Below are 18,873 nucleotides of genomic sequence, written 5' to 3'. Positions count from 1 at the left end.
AGCCCTTACAAGACCACCGAAAAAGGTCTGGAGGGTTTTCGTACCCCATCGAAAGGAAGCACTACGATGAAGGCTTCACCGGTAGACATTGCCAAGAGTTTTTATGCACCGCTGGCCGATGAGCAGAACACTCGACAATTGGCTGCGCTTGACCAGTATCTTGACGACGGCGGATCAATTTGTGCGCTGGCGCGTAAAGGCATCATGGGGCTCGTGAGCGAGTATGAGCTTGACATTGAAGACGCCCAAGCCATCTCACTGCGTCTCAACGGTTTGGCTACTTGGGTGCTGCGCCGCTTCATCGAAAGCCAATTGGTTCTTGACGAACCACTACCCGCGCACTTGCGCCAGGGGCTCTTGGCATTGGTCGACGGGCCGACCTATGCGGATGTCTTCAAGCCAAAATTTGGCGCCAGGTGCCCGTGGGATGCGATCGAAGCCATCCATTCTCCGGTGGCTTATACGGTATGGCTCAAACACTGGTCTGAACAACGCTTTAGGCCTACCGAAAAGGCTTACCCCCTCTACACCCGACGGGTCGACCTCGGCCGTATGAGCATCGATCCGGTGGCCGTCCATGGTGTTGTGTCATCCGTGGAAGTGGTCAGCGGGGTGCTGGAAGCATCGATCAAGGACTCCCTGGGGCAGAGCACTGATATCGACAGGGCGCTGAGCGAGCGTCGCTACCCTAACGGACTGCCCTATCACCACCCCTGGACATCACTGGACGAGTTTGCCCGGGATCTGGGCATGTCCGTGGGGACGGTCGTGGAGATGTGTGATCCGGTGTCACCTTATTTCCTGCGGGAAGAGTTGCCTTGGGGAGCGACAGCCGATAATGCGCTGATTCAATCTGCCCGACTTAATCCTGGCTTGCGAGAGATCCTGACGGAAGATCGCCATTTCCCAAACGACAACGACACCAACGATGAAAAGGAGGCGTTCTATAAAGCCAATTTCGGGCTGCTGGGTCTTGAACCGCTGAATCTGAACCAGGCTTATTTTTTCAACCAAAGGACCAAACTCAATCAATCGGCATTGGAAGCTCTGTTATCGGTTGAGTTGTTCGCCACAACCGTATCTGAGCATGTGATACGGGAAGATGACCTGGTGACGCCTGGACATGCAGGCTCGGTGTTCGTCAATGACGGGCCGGCGAACACAATGAGCATTAACTACGGCGCAAGCGAGCCATTCAATTTTATTCACAACTACTCGGAGGACAGGGTCGATCGCCTCAATCGCAAAATCCGCTTGGACAACGCAACGCAGTTGCCCAGCCACGAAACCGATGCATTGCTCAGTGCGATTATCCGCGCGGAGATAGACCCTACGTCTAGAGACACCTCGGCGCCCAGCTATTGGATGACATCCAACACGGTTCTGGCCATGGGGCTGTTTCAGCGGTTACGGGAACGCTATCACTGCACGGCTGAAGAGTTTGCAGCCGTCCTGGACGCCGTTTCGATTTACGGACGCGGTTCCGAGCTGTCGCAATTTGACCGGGTGTTCAACCCGGACACCTTGGCGATCCCTCCCTTGGTGTTGGACGACAGTACGTTCGAGTTGGTACCGGTCGACGAAGCTGACGCCTTCACGGTCGTGCGTATTTGCAGCGGCTTGAATATCGACCTGGCGACCTATCTCACGCTGGCGCCGTTGATTGAACACGCCCATGGCGGGCTCAAGCGTAGCCTCGCTGTAATTTCAAGCTTCTACCGCATGGCGAGGCTGCCGCAGATATTGGGCGTCGCTCCGAGTTTGGCGGCGCAAGTACTGGATCTGCTGGGCGGCGACAGTTGGCATGGTGCGCTGGCTGGACAGCCATACATCAACACAGATGCCCAGTCGCAGTCACCGGATACGCTGACGCAGATCCAGCGTTTGGAGGGATGGATCCGTTGGTGTGCCGACAGTGAGCTGGACGAAGCCTGGGCGCTAGAGCATGTCAGGCCGGTGCCCCATCCGTCCGAGCCTTCGCAGGTGCAGAGCCGCCTCTTCGAACAGGTCCGTGCGCAGCTTTCGGCGTCCCTGTTTACCGAGGCGGCGCTGCACATGGCCGGTGTTGTGCCGTTGTCCAACGGGCGGCAATGGACAAATTACCTGCTGGGGCTGGCTGATCTGGATGGACTGGTTATCCACAGGGTCGAAACCGACGAGTCGCCGTACGAAGCCTATGCGCGGGAGCAGGTTGAGTTGGTTGTCGGTCAACTGATCGGCCAGGGCAATCAGCAGACCGTCGAGAAAATCCTGGGCGTGTTACTGAGCAGTCGTGCCGGCCAACAGGCAGTGGTTCGGGAAGGCCTGGCCGTCTTTAGCGGTTTAGCATCGGCCTTGGTCCTGCAGGTACTCAGTTGGTCGGGCGGAACGGTGCACAGGGTACTTTCATACATTTGGGGTCGCACCACGACAGTCGATCCGTCGGCGATATTTACGCGAGAGGAGGATGTGCCGGGCGATCCGTTCCTCGGTATGCTCGATGGCTTCGCACAACGCAGTGAAGTTGCGAAAAGGCTGAAGTTGAGTCCCGAGTTTCTGGCCTTGTACCTGAACATCGGCGACGGTGTTGGAAACGTTCCCGGGACCAGCCCCTTCCTGCCAAGTGCGCTGTATTACTTGACGGTTTACAACCGAGCCGTGGCGCTCAGTCAGACCGACGAATCGCAGTTGCTCAGCTATCTGGAGCTCGTCAACAAGTTGCCTGATAACTTGGCGAATCACGGGCTCAGTTTGGTACAGGAGCATACCGCCCAATTACTCGCCGAGTTGTTTGATTGGAGCGTCGAAGAGGTGCGCGCCTGCGCTGCTCGGGTCAACCCCAAGCAAGGCTACATTCGCAATCTTGAGCACTTCGATCTGTTTACGCGCCTACGAGCGTTCAGCCTTGAGAGCACGCTCGATGCCTTGACCACGCTGAAGCTCGGCACACTGGTCCCCGATGCAAGGTTCGAGGCGTATCAAACCGTGGCCGAGCAAGTCGCGGCCGTCCTGGCTGATCCAAAACGGTCATCGCCGTTGTACGGTATCGACGCCGTGAACGACGAGGTGACGGTCGACTGTTCAATCGAAGGCCCCACCGAGCTGGTTGCCAACAGCGGACAAACGACGGAATTGACCGTCACGGTGACCAAGGGAGGAGAGGCGCAGCGCAACGTCAATGTCTACTTTAGCGCCAAGCTGTGCTCCGTCGAGCCCCCGATCGCCACGACCAATGAGCACGGTCTAGTCAGGGTCACCGTGCGTGCCGGTACTGCGATGGGGCGCGATGTCATCAGCTATCGACTCGATGCTCGCGAGCCACAGCCGGGGGTCATTATCAATTTGGTGCACGACTCGGCCAGCATCGAATTTCACATTGTGGAAACTGACTTCCTCATCACCGAAGAAAAAATCGGCAATGACGTGACGTTGCGAGCGCAACTGCTCGATAGACGGGGCAACCCGATTGTCAATGCACCAGTAACGTGGCGACTCCCCCCAGTGACTGGGCTGCCCATCTACGTTTCAACCAATGCGCAAGGGCTGACAGAGGTGACGTTTACCAGCTTGGAAGCGGCGACAGTTGCCCCCACGGTTCACTACGAACTCGGGGGTGCTGGGTTGCCGTTCCTGCCCATCGATTTCAAAGAGTGAACCAACGTTCGATCAACGACTGCGGTGGGCGTCCCGACAATAGCGACGCCGATCTATTAGGAGACGAATATGGCAACGCAAAATGTCACCCGGGCTACCGCGTTGCGTCGCGACGCGTTGATCGAATTTGCTTTAGGCATCAAGGCTATTGATGACAAGGAAGCCAATAAAGATATTCCGGGGGGAATTACAACAGCAGACGACTTGCTGGAGTGGCTGCGTACCGACCCCTTGGACAACCATCAGGTCAAGACCTCCAAGGTCGCCGAAGCGGCCAGTTGTTTTCAACAATACATACATGCGGTGTATCAAAAGCTCGAACCGGGCTACATCAACCGGGAATTCGACCGCAAAGACCTAAAAGACTGGGACATCGCCAGCCAATACCCGCTATGGGCCGCGAGCCAGCTGCTCAAGTGTATGCCCGAGGATTACATCACCCCTTATGCGCGTATTCGCAAGACCAGCTTGTTCAAGGCCCTTGAGAACAACCTCAACCAGACGCGCCTGACCACCGACTCGGTGCAACTGGGCATTCAGCAGTACCTGCGCGCCTTCGAAGACGTATGCAATATCGACGTGCTCAATGGTTATGTCGATGGACACGATGCTCGCAGTGCCGATTATTACTTTGTCGGCCGGGAGCGAATAGCCCCGTATCGCTACCTATGGCGTAAGGCCGATGTCCAGCTGGAGGAGGACACCAAGGCAATAAACCCGGCTGCCTGGAGTGAGTGGAAACCGGTAGACATTCAGTCCGATGTGCAAGTCCTCGACAGCCGTCTGGTCTTTTGGGGGGGGCGCTTGTGCCTGGTCTGGGCCGAGTGGCGACCGGCGTTGTTCGACGGTAACCAGCTGCAAAAACCCTATGAGTTGGAACTGAAGGTGTCCTTCATCAACTTGGGCGGGCAATGGTCGCCGCCCATCCAGTTGCATCTTTCGCAATGGGATAAAGACATCAGCGTCAACTTTCGGCTGATTGCGGTGATGTTGCGAGATGACGACGACCCGCTGTACCCCAAGGGCCGGCTGGCGGTGCATTTGACCAATGCGATGGAAGGCTTGGAGGAATCACAAGCTAATCCGGTGGAAATCTATGAGACCCGCGATGCGCTGTTTCGAAAAGTGCCCGATGAGAATCCGATCATGGACTATCTGGCCATGGTCCGCTTTTTGAAGCCTCAGACACTTCAGCAACGGATCGCGCCGGCGGACTTTCCCAGCCTGACCGAAAGCGTTTCATCGGATGCGACCCCCCTGATGCAAAAAATGACGCTTAAAGCGTTTGTGAAACAGATGCCGGATAACAATCAGCACCTCTATATACAAGGGCACTTCCCTTTGCTGGCCTTGGGTGGGACGGGAGGATCCAAGGACTTCACGTTAACGGTGTGCGATACCTCAGCAGACGACCCGCTTCCGCAAAAAAAGAACGCCTCCACGAATGGCGGTTGGTCTTTTGATTGGCTTTGTGTGCAACACACCAATTTCGATAATGTGAAGGCAACCATTACCGTGGAAGCGGAGGGCGAGGGCTCAAAGACCTTTGAGCTGAGCATGAACGGCGCTCCCGCTGAGCCCCCTCTTCCTGAGGTGCTCAAGACTAACCTTAGGGGCGCGCAGTTCCTGCATCTCACCGATCCGGAACTGACGCTTGAGTATGTACGCCTGAACACGCTGATCGGCGCAGAGTTGGTGACCCGTTCCAATGTCTCCATCGATGCAGTGCTGGATTGGGACACCCAGTTCCCGGATGAGCCGCCCATACCCGGAGGAGACGAGCCCAACGGGCCGTTCGACGGTGCCAATGGGTTGTTTTTCTGGGAACTGTTCTTTCATTTGCCTCATCTGGTGGCGACACGGCTCAAGGATGAGGACCGTTTCGTCGAAGGCCAGCAATGGTTGCATTTCATATTCGATCCCCAGGCCCCCGCTGCTTCGGGCGGTCGCTTGGCGGACCCGAAACGGCGCTATTGGCGTTGCCGACCATTGAGTGTGGACAGCGACGAAACCGGGGTGGGATGCGAAGCGAACGGCCCGACTGATCCGGATGCGATTGCCTATTCCACTCCGCGGCATTATCAGATGCTGATCTATCTGGACTACGTCGATAACCTGCTGGCCTGGGGGGACTGGCTGTACCGGCAGTTGACGCGTGACAGCCTGGTTGCGGCGAAGCTGCAGTATTTGCGTGCGAAAAATCTGATGGGCGAACCACCGCATGCACGCATTCTCAGCCAATGGACGCCGGCCACTTTGGATGAACTGGTCGAGGAGCTGCAAGACAGTGCCGCGCTCAAGGCGTTTGAACGCGAGGTGACGGTGGAGCGAGGGTGGCTACCGGTCAAGACCCGCTTCTTCGAGGACTACGGTTTGATCGGTACGGAGCGCTTCCGCTTGCCGGTGAGCCAGCGAGTCTTGCAGCTTTATGACCTGCCGGCCCAACGCATGTACAACCTGCGCAATAACCTGACCATCGATGGCCGGCCGATGTCTGTCGAGCTGTTCAGCACGATCAATCCTTCCGATCTGCTCGGTCATCTTGCGGCAGGAGGTGTTGGTCCGGTCAGGCCCATTGGCGGGCCTTTGCGTGTGGCAGCATTCCGTTGGCGGGTGTTGTTCGATGCGGCCATGCGGGCCACGCAATATCTGCAAGAGTGCGGTAATCAAGTGATGCGCTTGTTGGAACAGCAAGACCGCGTTGACCTGGAATTGTTGCAGCAACGCCACCTGACCGAACTGGGCGATTTCACCGTAGCCATGCAAGAGGAAAACCTCGCTCAGCTAAGGGCCAGCCTGGCGGCGTTGCACAGCAGCCGCGCGATCACGGAACAGCGCCGCGCCCACTACGCGAAGCTGCATCTGGATAATATTTCCAGTGCGGAATACAAGGTTATGTCGGACCTCGATTCCGCCAAGGCATTATCGGCGGTAAGCACGGGTTTCCACATGGCTGCGGCAGTCATCGATGCTTTTCCCAACGTGTTCGGCCTGGCCAACGGCGGGCATCAGCTTGGCAGCCTTCCCAGAGCCGTAGCTTTTGGGTTTCAAATCGGGGCCGACGTGGTGCGCAGCGACGCCGAGAAGGATGCAACCTCGGAAAGCTACCGGCGGCGACGTGAAGAATGGGCCCTGGCGCGAGATCAGGCGGCCTCTGAGCTGGTGATGATCGATGACAATATCATCGCCCAGGAACATGCGGTCGCGGCGGCGCAAGCCAATCTGGAGTACATCCTAAAAACCAATACCCAGACCCAGGTGCTCTATGACTTCCTGCTTACCCGGACTACAAGTGTCGAGTTGTATCGCTGGTACCTGGGGCGATGCAAGACGTTCCATTATCAGGCCTATGATCAAGTCGTCAGTTTGTGCCTCAGCGCGCAAACAGCCTTGCAGCTGGAGACGGCGGAGTTTGGCCTTTCCCACATACGCACCGATGCCTGGCTGGACAATCATTACGGCTTGACCGCCGGGGATGCGCTACGGCTCGATTTGCTCCGTATGGAAGCCGATTATCTGTTGCGCTACGAGCGACGCCTCGAATTGGTCAAAACCGTGTCTCTGCGCCAATTGTTCGACGATTACGATCAAGACGACGCTGATGATTGGGCCGGCGCACTGGCACAGTTGCGCGAAAGCGGCGTGTTGAATTTCAGCCTGTCTCAGTTGCTGTATGACCGTGATTATCACAACCACTATTGCCGCCAGATCAGCGCGGTGGACGTCACCCTGCCGACGTTGCTCGGTCCCCATGAAAATGTCTGTGCAACGCTGACACAGGTCAGCAGCGCGACGGCCATCAATCCCTCGCTTCAGTCGTTGCAATATTTCTATGAAGACGACGTCGTGATTGCCCCCCCCGACGTACTGTTGAACGTTAGCAGCGGTGAACACATGGCCATTTCCATCGGAGTGGATGATTTCGGCATGGCTGCGTTGAGACCCGAGGAGGGGTTGCGCAACCCCTTTGAAAACACCGGGGCCGTGTCTCGATGGACGCTGGCCTTCCCATGGGCAGACCAACCACGGGCGGAACAACAGTTGCAGGCCCTCACTGATGTCATCGTGAAGATCCGGTACACCGCCAAAACGGGCGGGCCGGCCTTTTCCAGCCGAGTCCAAACGTACGTGAAAGACTACACCGCCCGCGCAAGAGGTGAAAAATGAGCCAGGAACCCATCAACACCCGGACCAATATTTGCCTCAATGGGCATTTTGAGACGTCTGCGCATTGGAACTTCGGCAATCCCCCTGCTAGGAAATTGGGCCAATGGGAGGGGCAGAGCATCTATTATTGTTCTCTCTGGAAAGGGACATCATTGCGTCAACAGGTATGTGCCCCTGCAACGCAAGCGACGGGTGCGCAATACACACTGAGCTTTCTCTACGGAAACCGTGGCGATGCCGCCGGTACTTTTTCTCTACGTCGGATCGACACAGAGGACTGCCTGGAAATCTCCCTGCCGCCGACGGGCAGCCGTGTGGGCGATAGCGAACCTCTGGCACTGGAGCTGACACGCTGCACCTCGCTGGTACAGTTTGATGTCGATCAAGGCGACCAGTTCGAATTTGAAATAAAGAGTGATACCACGGCCACACAAAGCACGGATCTCATCATCGCCCGGATCGATTTCCACCTTGAACTTGAACCGCTTGAACTCACACACATCGTCAACGATGGCGAGGTGCACGCTGTCAATGGCAACCCCACCCTTTACCTTTGTCACGGTGCGACGGGCGATAGAAGCCACCCAATATCCTTCGAGCTCGCGGCGGATAGCCCATGGGCTGGAACCGAAGTGTTGCTGTGGAGCCTGGACAACCCTGAGGAAATGGTGGTCTTGGACCCAGACTGGGATGAAACCCAATCGATCGACGAGGTGTGGCTGGCCGACTGTCCGACGCCCACCAGTAATGACACGCTGCAGTTCAACCTATCGATTTACAGCAAATACCACGCTGATCGTTATGAGATTGCCGTGTCGCTGGGGCACCATCGGTTACTGGTAGAAAGTGCTAGGGAACCGGCCCACCAACCAGTGATCGAGCATGATCAGTCGGTCACGATTGGCGTTTATGTGAAATCGTATTACCTCGGCGGGGCCATGCAAAATCATCCGGTGTCCTGGATGTTGGGTGAGGAGGAGCTTGGTATCAGCCAAACCAATGCCGCCGGCTACGCCGAATTCGTGTTCGCTCCCACTATCGGGGGCACGCATGAGATAGAGGCCCGCGTTGACAGTCTCTTCCATGCCGGAGGTCATGCAGCGCACGCATTCACGGTGCGAGCCCATGACGAAGATCCCTTGAAGGCTGTGCTGGTCAAGTTCCCCGATAGGGACACCCCACTTCCTTGGGGTAAAGAGCCTGGCCGACCTGAGCGTGGCGCAACGTATGAAATCGAGGTGATATTTCCCCACGACAGCCCTTTGCTCGGGGGCGATGTCTGGCTGGAGTATGACGGTAGCGACCCTGCGTTGATGGGCGTCACGGTCTCGCCTGACTTTAAACATGAAGTGCCTATCGAAACTTCATTATTCTGGACTCTGGTTTCCGCAGAAGGGAAGAACGAGGAGTTCCAATTGCGCCTTGTCAGCGCCGACTTGGAGGAGCCTTCGGTACGAAACCACATGTTGTTGGCCCGCCACGGTCTTGAACTCCAGATCGGTGACGTCCGCGAAGCCAACCGGGTGCCGGTGGTGGATGAGCAAGACTACGTCTGGTGCATGTTGCAAGTGGTGGACCGAAGTGAAGAGCCCCTCGCGGATGTGCCGGTGGAGTGGGAAACCTCTGTAGGAATACAGCGCACCTATACCGGCGCGAGCGGCTGGGCCAGCGTGGTCGATCGACCTACGACAGACGGTGATTACACCCTGGTGGCACGGGTCAATCCCAAAGAGGGCGAGTCAGCGCTGGAGCAGGAGTTTGCGATCGAGACATTGCCGACCAGTGCATGGAGCACGGCGAGTTTCATGCTCGATGAAGTTGCGGTCGAGCGGGTGGGCGCGGGTGTGGTTTGCCGGATGGGGCAGACGTATCAATTGCATCTGAAGGTCGAGGCCGATAGTTCTCTGATCGGCAAAGAGGTTTCCCTGCGTTGGCAAGATTTGGCCAGTGCAGAGTCGATAGTCATTGCCGATATGGAAATTCCGATTCCCATTACCGAAGCTGGCGCGCAATGGAGCGTCGAAGCTTCGGTGGCAGAAACCAGCGGCGTGTTTGATTTGCATGTGATATCGGACGATATGGAGGCGCTGGACCTGGCGTTTCGTTTGCTTCCGGACGACTTGAGTGCCGAGGTCCAGTTGTTCTTCGACCAGGTGCCCCAAAACTGGGACGCCGATGTCACGTTGTACCCCTGCATCGGCACGACCCACGACCTGACGGTCGTACCCCTGAATAACCTAGGCGGTTTGCATGGGTTATTGCTCGAAACCACCGTGGAGCCCAGCTTGCCCTCGGACTGGATCATCAACCCACCGTTGTCGGAGCCTGCCGCCATGACAGCTGGCGGCGTGCGCTTTCACTGCGATTTCACCAGCGCGAGCATTGCCGCGCAGCATCGCTGGACGATCAATCTCCTGGGCGTTGGCGAGCTAGCCCAACCCTCGGCTCTGGAGATGAACCTGGGCCACAACCTGGTCAGGCTCGATACGCCTTATGAGGTCGCGTTTGATCCAGTGTTGAGTAACGACGAAAGCGCGCGGTTGGCCCTGCGCTACGTATCGGGATTCACTGGCAAACCAGCGAGCGGTGTCAGCGTGGTTTGGGACGATGGCGAATCCTCCCTGAGCGCGGCGGACGGCATTGCCCAACACAACTATCAGCCATCGTCGGGGGGAGACCATGAGGTCGAGGCGTTGGTGCGCAATCCTTATGACGGGAGCGAGATCAAGCACACGTTTAACGTTTACGCCCATGAGGAAGATCCTTGGCTTGACCTGAAGGTGCGAAGTTTTTCGAAAAGCGAACGGCCTTGGGGGGATCAGACATTCTTCCCTCGTCTGCCGGACAGAACGGAATTGACGCTCAGCGTTCCTGAAGGCAGTCCGTTGCTCGACCAAAGGCTGGTGCTGGGGATGAGCGGCGCCCACGAGTTGGAGACGGGATTGATGTTCGAGCCGGTGGGCTTGGGGATAGAGCGGTCTTGGGACGACAAGGATGAGCTGTCAGTTTTCCTCTCCAGTGGGCAGACCGACGCCGCGTTCTACTTGCAGCTATCGGCCTCGCGCTTGTTGGCGCGTTCGCCGTTGAATGCTTTTTCCCTGGGGAGCCAAGAGCCGACGGAGGTCCTGGCGAGCAGCAGTCAGGAAGGAAAGGTCGCCGACTGGGGCGAAACCTTGTCGTTTGAAGTTACCTTGATCAGTGCTTTGACGGGACAGCCGGCCAGAAGGGTCCCGGTGTCATGGGAAGGCACCGATGAAACGATGGAGTCTGCCGCCACAACGACGAACTTTTATGGCGTGGCTCGTATCAGTTTCATCGCAACGGCAGCCGGGTCGGGCAGTGTGACGGCCCGCTCCGCCGGGGGCAGCGAAGTTGTGACGTTCGATTACTATGTGAACGAGCCCTGTGTGATTGAAAGCCTGACCAGCGATAGGCTTGAAGGTGAGCCGGGAGAAGAGATCACCGCCGAGGCCGTGGTGGTCAGTGCCACTACCGGTGAATTGGTCGAAGGGGTGCGGGTGCACTGGTTTTTCAAAGGTGTCGTGCTGGAACCGGTTGTTACGGATGCGCAGGGCAAGGCTCAGATTACCTTTGTGATACCGCCAAGGAGCGGCGATTGCACGCTCAGTGCGTCTGTGCGAGGGGAGTTTGGTTGGGAATCAGCCAGTCTGGTGATAACGGTCAATAGCGAAAATTTTTGGCCTCGGCACTTCAATCTTTTGGTGGGGGGGCATTTTGTAGAATGGCCCCATGCGCATCTCACTCTATCCGCTCCCGTCGAGATCACGATAGAGCTGGAATACGGCGACAGTTTTTTAGCGGGTGCTCCGGATGCCCAGGTCTGTCTTAAATACGTGCGGGGGAGTGAGTCCGAGAACCTGGTGTTTGATCCGCCGTTGGGAGAACTTTTGGTAATGGAGCGGGGGAGCAGTCCGTTGAGGTGGACTGTTTCAACCAACACGGTGCGAGACTATTCGTTTGCGTTGCAATTCTTGATGCCCTTATTCAGAGAGATTTCCCCGTCTCCCCCAATTTCTGGCAGTGTCTTGAGTAAGATCTGACGTTATGTTCGATCACTTCCATTGGCTTTGGGCAACGGCTACCGGGACAGTGCTTTGTTTTTTATGGCGACTGAACCGTCTGTTGCCTATAAATTCCCACCCTTCTTCCACCCCAGATACAACGTCACCAGCTCGGCCCCCAACTCCCCGGGCCGAGCTTGCAACACCGCCATCCCATGGGCACTCAACCGTTCATGCAACGTCGCCCGCGCACTCAAATATTCCACCGTCCCGCAATAAGCCAGCGCGTCAGACACGGTGTGCACCGGCGCTTGGCGCAGGCGGTCGAGGGCTTCTTCGCGCAGGCTTGCCACCAGCACGCGATGGCGTTGGCCCAGGCGTTTGACGGCGGCCAGCAGTTCTTCGTCGTCCTCGTCCCGCAGGTTGGTCACCAGCACTACCAGAGCCCGGCGTTTCTGCCGGGCGAGCAGTTGGGTGACGGCGGCCTGGTAGTCGGCGGGGTGTTGGCTGCTGTCCAGGTCGTAGACGCTGTTGAGCAACACGTTGAGTTGATCGGTGCCCTTGACCGGGGCGAGGTAGCGCGGCTGTTCGCTGGCAAAAGTGCTCAGGCCCACCGCATCGCCCTGGCGCAGGGCGGTGTAGCTGAGCAGCAGGCAGGCGTTGAGGGCGTGGTCGAAATGCGACAACTCGCCGTCCTGGCTGCGCATGCGCCGGCCGCAGTCGAGCATGAAGATGATTTGCTGATCGCGTTCGTCTTCGTATTCCCGGGCGATGGGCGTGCGGTGGCGGGCGGTGGCTTTCCAGTCGATCTGGCGCAGGCTGTCGCCTTCGCGGAATTCGCGCAATTGATGGAACTCCTGGCCTTGGCCGCGGCGTTGCCGCTGGCGGATGCCGAGCTGGCTGAGCCAGTTGTCCACCGCCAGCAGTTCGCCGTCGTACAGACGGGCGAAGTCCGGGTAGACGCGGGTGCTGTCGAGCGCGTCGATCAGGCGTTTATCGCTCCACAGGCCCATTGGGCTGGGCAGGTTGATTTCGCAATGTTCGAAGGTGAAGTGCCCGCGCTTGAGCGGGCGGACGCGGTAGCCGAGCTGGGTGAGCTGGCCGGGTTGTAGTTGTGCTGAAACAGGCAGTTGTTCGAAGTCCAGGCCATTGGGCACGTGATCGAAAATCTCGATTTCCAATGGCTGGGGCAGGTCGTGGCGGATGTCCAGGCGCACTTCACTCCATCGGCCCAGGGCCAGGCTGCCGGGCAAATGGCGTTGGACTCCGGGCGAGGGCAGGCGCCGGACGCGCACCGCGTCGAGTATCGACAGGGCCAGCAGCGCTAACAGCAAGCCCCAGTGGATCGACAGCAAAGTCGAGGGCACCGCGATGCCCAGCGCGCGCAATGCGCCCAGCACAATGCCGACGGTCAGCAGGATCGCGAGCCAGGCGAGCAGCAGGCGGGAGGGTTTCATGGTCGCGACTTTCCCGTGGCGAGGGAGCTTGCTCCCGCTGGGCTGCGAAGCGGCCCCCTGGATTTGACGGACACACCGCAAGGGGAGGCTGCGCCTCCAGCGGGAGCAAGCTCCCTCGCCACGCAGAGCACTTCGGTCCGAGACAAATTCACAACCTTGGCGCCGACACTTGATCGAGCAACTGCCTCAGCACCTGGTCCACCGAAAGCCCTTCGATGTCCAGCTCCGGCGCCAGCCGTACGCGGTGGCGCAGCACGGCCAGGGCGCAGCCCTTGATGTCGTCCGGCACCACGAATTCGCCGCCGCGCAACATCGCGCGCGCGCGGGCGCAACGCACCAGGGCAATCGAAGCCCGAGGCCCGGCCCCCAGGGTCAGGCCAGGCCAGGTGCGGGTGGCGCGGGCCAGGCGCACGGCGTAGTCGAGCACCTGGTCGTCCATCGGCAGCTCGCTGGCGATGCGTTGCAGCGCTTGCACGTCCTTGGCTTGCAACACCGTGCGCAACGGCTGGACGTCGAGCATGTCGGCGCGGGTCGAGCGGCTGACCTGGCGCACCATGTTCAATTCCTGATCGGCGTCGGGGTAGTCCATGCGCACCTTGAGCATGAAACGGTCGAGCTCGGCCTCCGGCAACGGGTAGGTGCCTTCCTGTTCGATCGGGTTCTGGGTCGCGAGCACCATGAATGGCTGGGCGATCGGCAGCGCGCGGCCTTCGAGGGTGACCTGGCGCTCCTGCATGGCTTCGAGCAACGCCGCCTGGGTCTTGGCCGGCGCGCGGTTGATCTCGTCGGCGAGCAGCAGGTGGGTGAACACCGGCCCCTTGCGCAACTTGAACTGCTCGCTCTGCAGGTCGTACACCGCATGGCCGGTGACGTCGCTGGGCATCAAGTCCGGGGTGAACTGGATACGCGCGAACTCCCCGCCAAAACAGCGGGCCAGGGCGCGCACCAGCAACGTCTTGCCCAGCCCGGGAACGCCTTCGAGCAGGACATGACCGCCGGCGATCAGCGCCGTGAGCACATCATCGATCACGGCTGCCTGGCCGACCACGGCCTTGTGCAGCTCGGTGCGGATCGCCTGGGCCAGTTGACTGGCGCGCTGGCGTTGCTGGGCGGCGTGGGCCTGGTTGTCTGAGGGCTCGTTCTGTTCAGTCGTCAATTCTGGCGTTCTCCTAACGGTTTATAAGGCATTCCTGAGGGTTTGCAAAAGGCCGACCTGACGGCAGAAGTCGGCGCTGGACAGGCGTTGTTTCGGCCGGGGGCTGAGGGCCTGGCTGATGGTTCGCGTGGGTTGGCGCGTCAGACGAGCTAGCACTTGCCATTGTTCGGCGACCACCAGTTGTTCGAAACCCGGATGAAGCTGGCGCGCCCGGCGCAGCACGTCCTGTTGCAGGCTGTGCAACAGGTGTTGCTGGCCGTTGTGGCGCAACTGGAAGGCGGCGCTGGCTTGCAGGTGTTCTTGCAGTTGGCGTCGCGCCTTGGGCGCCGGTTGTTGCAGCGGGCCATGGCGCACCGCCGACCGCCACAGCCAAAGGGCGATCAAGGCCAGCAGCGCCACGATGGCCTGAGGGAAGTAGCGCAGCAGCAGGGTCAGCAGGTTGTCGTGGTCGGTATTGAACAGCAGCGTGACGTCGTTATCGGCGCTCAGGTACCAGAGCAGCCAGGCGTTGTCGTACTGGTCGATCTGGTCGTTCTTCCACAGCTCGGCGTCGGTCAGCACGGTGATCGTGCCCAGACCGTGACTCAGTTGCATCAGGTGAGTCGCCGCCGCGCTGTTGGCCCAGGCCTGGGCGAGGTTCAGCGGGTCTTCGAGGTGAAAGTCGGTGTCGAAGCCGATGTAGGCCGGCGCCTCTTCGTCTTCCAGGTACAGTTTGGTCAATTCGGGGTAGGGATCCTTGATCAGCTCCGGCTCCGGTGCCTTGAGGTCCTTGCTCAAAAGTTGGCGCAGGCGCACGCGGTCCAGCAGCAGGTCGCCGCTGCTGTTCGTGCTGTCGTCCCACAAGGCCTCGGCGACGAACAGCAGGCGCCCGCCGGCGCGGGTCCAGTTCATCAACTGGTCGACTTCCCGTGGCGTCATGTTGCTGCGTTCGCCCAACAGCAACAGGCTGCGTTGGTGCGGTTCGAGCGTGGGCAGCACGTCCAGGCTGTTGGCGTGTTCAACATTGATGCCTTGCTGGCGTAAGAATCGTTCGGCGGCCAGGTACGGGTTGGCCTGGGCTTCGGGGGAGGGGCCGTGCTCGATGGTTTCCTGATAGGGCACGGCCTTGAGGTACAGGTACACCGCCAACGCACAGGTCAACGCGGCACCGACTGCGCCGATCACCCACCCCGTGCGCTGGCTCATCGGGACGCTCCGGGGCCGAACAATTCGCGCCAGCCATTGCACAACTGCTGTTGCAGATGGGCGGGCGGAGGGCGGTGTCCATAGGCAATGTTCTGCCAATGCAGGGTCAGGTGCCTGCTGAAGGCCATCAGCGGTTCGTGCTGGAGCTGTTCAACCCGTTGCAACACCTGGCCTTCGGTGTCGGCCGGCTTGAGGGGCATGTTGAACTCATGGTGCAAACGGCTGAGCAGCGCTCGGTACAACAGGCCCAACGCCTCGCGTGGCGCGTCGGACCACAACTGCTCGGCGCTGGCCGCGACATCGTTCGGCAAGCTCTCTTCGCGGATATCCAGGCCAAACATGCGTGCCGGCGCGGGGCGCTCCGCCGGCAGGCGTTTCGTTGGCCGGTAGTTGGCGAGCGCCTTGAGCCGTTCACGATAGTGCCAGGCCAGCCAGACGATCGCGCCCACCAGCGTGGCCCAGAGCAGCGCCTGGATCAGCGCAGCGATCGTTTCGAAGCGTTTGGCGCTCCAGTTGAACATCGATTTCAGCCAGCCGGGGGCTTCATCGGTTTCGGCCGATTCGGTGGCTTCTTTGCCGAATCGATAGCGCGTCACGGTTTCCGGATTCTTGAAAGGGGGTGCGTCGAGGATCGCCTTGATGCGCTCGCGAGAGGCTTGGCTGGTGACGGGTTGGTTGAGCAGGCGAGGGCTCTGGGGTGCGTTGCTGTTGTCATCGGCCCATGCGGGTGGCGCCAGCGGCAGGAGGGTCAGGGCGAGCAGCGCCAGGGCAGGCGCTACGGTGCCCAGGCGTTGGCGCAGGCGGCGGAACACCAGCTCGATGTCCCAGGCTTCCAGCAGGGTGCGTCGATTCAGGTAGAGGCTGAAGCCGCAGGCGACGTAGATCGGCTCCCAGACAATCAGCAGCAGCGGATAGAGGACATTGAGCAGGTGTTCGAGCCACAGCCAATCGTGTTCGGCGACGGCGATCAGGGTTTGCCAGTCCCATTCCAGTTCGACTTGTTGCGGCACGAATAGATAGAACAGGGCCATCAGGCCGAACCACAAGACGGTCTCCAGGTGCACGCCGAGGATGGTCAACCATTGCGCGGCGCCGCCGTTGCGTTGCAGCAGCACGCGCAAGCGCTGCTCTCGTGCCTCGCCGGCGAGCCCTTCGAGTTGCACGACGGGCATCAGGAAGCTGCGGCTCAGGCTCAGCCGGCGCCAGGTCAGGCTGGCCAGCAATTGTGGCTTGAGCAGCGTCGGCCATTGGCGCAAGGCCTGTTTCAAGGTCGGCGTCTCGCCAAACAGCGCCTTGGACAAGATGTACAGGGGCAGGCGTTCGAAGGCCGGTTTCAGCCACCAGAATATAAACACCACCAAGGAGGGCGAGTCCCACAGCAACAAGGTCAGTAGCGCATACACCGGCAGTGTGACGATGGCCCAGCTGGCCATCAGCAACCGCCGGTGCTGCTGGGTCATCAGTACGCCGAGGTCCATGGCTTCCCAGGTGGTGCGTGGGCGGATCGCTACCGTGACGTCACTCAGGCGCATGCTGGCCTCGCCCGGCGAACAGCAGGTAACCGATCACCAGCAGCCACAGTAGCGCGCCGATGGTGTATTTGGTGGAGGGTGTCGCGGCGCTGGAGGACCAATAGGCCTCGACGAACGCTGCAATGAGCAGGAAGAGGATCACCCCGGCGATGATCAGCACGCTTTTGCCGGCGGCCAGTCGCAAGGCTTCGCCCCGCGTGAGGCGTCCCGGCGCGATCAGCGCCCAGCCCAGTTGCAGGCCCGCGGCACCGGCCAGGGTGATGGCAGTCAACTCGAAAGCGCCATGGCCAATGACGAACGACCAGAACGTCCCGCCCGAGCCGATCTGGGTCAGGTGCCCGGCCACCGCGCCAATGGTCAGGCCATTGAAGAACAGGAAGAACGCGCTGCCCAGGCCGAACAGCAAACCACTGGCGAATGTCTGAAAGGCAATCCCGATGTTGTGCATGATGTAGTAGCCGAACATCACCCAATCCTCGCTGGCGGCCCGCTCGATCGAGCGCCCCAGGTGCCCCGCCGCCGGGTCGTACATACCGCGGATCTGGCTGACTTCCTCGACGCTCAGCAGGCTGTAGACCAGCTCGGGGAACAGGTACACCAGCAAGCCGACGCCGACGAGGCTGCCGATGAACATCAGGCCCGCCGCCAGGACGAATCGCCATTGTTCGCGCACCAGGCGGGGGAAGCCGGCCAGGATAAAAGTCGCCAGGCCGGTCGAGGGGTGGCTGCGGTCCCGGTAGAGTTGCTGGTGTCCGCGCAGCGCCAGTTGCTGCAAGGCGTCCACCAGCAAGCTGCTGTAGCCCCGGGCCTGGGCCAGCGCCAGGTGTTGGCAGAGCTGTCGATAGGCGTGGGGAAAGTCGCTGCTCTGGGGGACGTTGCGGCGGCGCTCCAGTTGGTCGAGCAGGCGGGACAGGTGTTCCCATTCCCCTTGGTGGCGGCTTTCGAACAGGCTTTGCTTCATGTCGGCCCCAACAGGCCGCGGGCGATGCCATTGAGTTCAGCCACGGCCCCGGTGGGGTGCACCTTCAATGGCGCGGCCAGGATTGCCGCCAGTTCGGTGACCCTGGCGTCGGACAATTGTGCCTGGCGCTCGGCGAAACCCAGCACGGCGCGTTGTTCCACCAGTGCCAGGGCAAAGGGCGGGCGTAGCGGCCGGGCCATTGGCAATTCGGGACGCTTGACCGGTTGCTCGCGATAAACCACCAGCGTGCCAGCGGCCAGGTCGCCCAAGCGCTTGAAGGTCGGGTGTTGCAGGCAGCAGAGCGCTCCAAAGGTGTAGCCGAACGGCAGCATGTCGACGAAGCGCAGCAGGTTGCGGATCAACGAGGCAGACCAGCCGATCGGCCGACCATCATCCTGCACCACGCGCAACCCCATGATCTGCTTGCCGGGGGAGCGGCCCTGGTTCAGCACCTCGAACAACACCATGTACCACCAGCTGACGATGAACAGCAGGATCGAGCCCAGGCCGATCCCCAGTTCGCCGAAGAACGCCAGGACGACAAAGAACAGGCCGAGCACCAGCCCGCGTATCACCAGGTCGATGGCGAAGGCCAGCGCACGAGGCATCAGCCCCGCCGGGCGCAGTGGCAGGTCGATGCCTTCGGGCGTTTCGACCTGGTAACGCGTGTCCAGTGGCGGCGACAGCGGCGCGTTCCTTTGCAGTGCTGGTGTCTCGAGCATGGGCAACCTGTGATGGCCGTTCGAACGTTCGATCTCGG

The 18,873-nt window shown here is 60.0% G+C and carries 9 protein-coding genes; 3 read left to right on the top strand and 6 right to left on the bottom strand.

The window, feature by feature from the left end:
* The first annotated feature begins 66 nt into the window (after positions 1-66).
* From M1D68_RS19880 to M1D68_RS19870, 3 genes are all read left to right on the top strand, one after another.
* Positions 67-3,633 (top strand): Tc toxin subunit A, encoded by a 3,567-nt coding sequence (locus M1D68_RS19880; protein WP_457968084.1) that lies wholly within the window; start codon positions 67-69, stop codon positions 3,631-3,633.
* A gap of 69 nt (positions 3,634-3,702) precedes the next feature.
* Positions 3,703-7,800 (top strand): Tc toxin subunit A-related protein, encoded by a 4,098-nt coding sequence (locus M1D68_RS19875; RefSeq protein WP_457968083.1) that lies wholly within the window; start codon positions 3,703-3,705, stop codon positions 7,798-7,800.
* A complete protein-coding gene (locus M1D68_RS19870) occupies positions 7,797-11,861 on the top strand; it encodes an Ig-like domain-containing protein (RefSeq protein WP_457968082.1) in 4,065 nt (1,354 codons plus the stop codon). Before M1D68_RS19875 ends, M1D68_RS19870 begins: the two co-directional genes overlap by 4 nt.
* A gap of 86 nt (positions 11,862-11,947) precedes the next feature.
* Here the strand turns inward: M1D68_RS19870 and M1D68_RS19865 are convergent, their stop codons facing one another.
* From M1D68_RS19865 to M1D68_RS19840, 6 genes are all read right to left on the bottom strand, one after another.
* Entirely contained in the window at positions 11,948-13,279 is a 1,332-nt protein-coding gene (locus M1D68_RS19865; protein WP_457968081.1) for a DUF58 domain-containing protein, read from the bottom strand.
* 148 nt (positions 13,280-13,427) lie between these two features.
* On the bottom strand, positions 13,428-14,435 hold the full coding sequence (locus tag M1D68_RS19860; protein WP_457968080.1) for an AAA family ATPase: 1,008 nt from the start codon (positions 14,433-14,435) through the stop codon (positions 13,428-13,430).
* A gap of 21 nt (positions 14,436-14,456) precedes the next feature.
* Complete coding sequence (locus M1D68_RS19855) at positions 14,457-15,620, bottom strand: DUF4350 domain-containing protein (protein ID WP_457968079.1); 1,164 nt, start codon at positions 15,618-15,620, stop codon at positions 14,457-14,459.
* Entirely contained in the window at positions 15,617-17,152 is a 1,536-nt protein-coding gene (locus M1D68_RS19850; protein WP_434560347.1) for a DUF4129 domain-containing protein, read from the bottom strand. Before M1D68_RS19850 ends, M1D68_RS19855 begins: the two co-directional genes overlap by 4 nt.
* Positions 17,139-18,113, bottom strand: coding sequence for a stage II sporulation protein M (locus M1D68_RS19845; RefSeq protein ID WP_457968078.1), 975 nt, complete (start codon positions 18,111-18,113; stop codon positions 17,139-17,141). Before M1D68_RS19845 ends, M1D68_RS19850 begins: the two co-directional genes overlap by 14 nt.
* A complete protein-coding gene (locus M1D68_RS19840) occupies positions 18,110-18,835 on the bottom strand; it encodes an RDD family protein (RefSeq protein WP_457968077.1) in 726 nt (241 codons plus the stop codon). The genes M1D68_RS19845 and M1D68_RS19840 overlap by 4 nt, the downstream gene beginning before the upstream one ends.
* Positions 18,836-18,873: the final 38 nt, after the last annotated feature.

This window comes from Pseudomonas sp. R4-84 (assembly GCF_054130985.1).
Note: the sequence above shows the minus strand (reverse complement) of the source record. Positions and strands in the feature narration are given on the sequence as shown.

Excerpts from the sequence above, each read along its gene's own strand:
- M1D68_RS19880 (WP_457968084.1), top strand. The coding sequence starts at position 67 with ATGAAGGCTTCACCGGTAGACATTGCCAAGAGTTTTTATGCACCGCTG.
- M1D68_RS19875 (WP_457968083.1), top strand. The coding sequence starts at position 3,703 with ATGGCAACGCAAAATGTCACCCGGGCTACCGCGTTGCGTCGCGACGCG.
- M1D68_RS19870 (WP_457968082.1), top strand. The coding sequence starts at position 7,797 with ATGAGCCAGGAACCCATCAACACCCGGACCAATATTTGCCTCAATGGG.
- M1D68_RS19865 (WP_457968081.1), bottom strand. The coding sequence starts at position 13,279 with ATGAAACCCTCCCGCCTGCTGCTCGCCTGGCTCGCGATCCTGCTGACC.
- M1D68_RS19855 (WP_457968079.1), bottom strand. The coding sequence starts at position 15,620 with ATGAGCCAGCGCACGGGGTGGGTGATCGGCGCAGTCGGTGCCGCGTTG.
- M1D68_RS19850 (WP_434560347.1), bottom strand. The coding sequence starts at position 17,152 with ATGCGCCTGAGTGACGTCACGGTAGCGATCCGCCCACGCACCACCTGG.
- M1D68_RS19845 (WP_457968078.1), bottom strand. The coding sequence starts at position 18,113 with ATGAAGCAAAGCCTGTTCGAAAGCCGCCACCAAGGGGAATGGGAACAC.
- M1D68_RS19840 (WP_457968077.1), bottom strand. The coding sequence starts at position 18,835 with ATGCTCGAGACACCAGCACTGCAAAGGAACGCGCCGCTGTCGCCGCCA.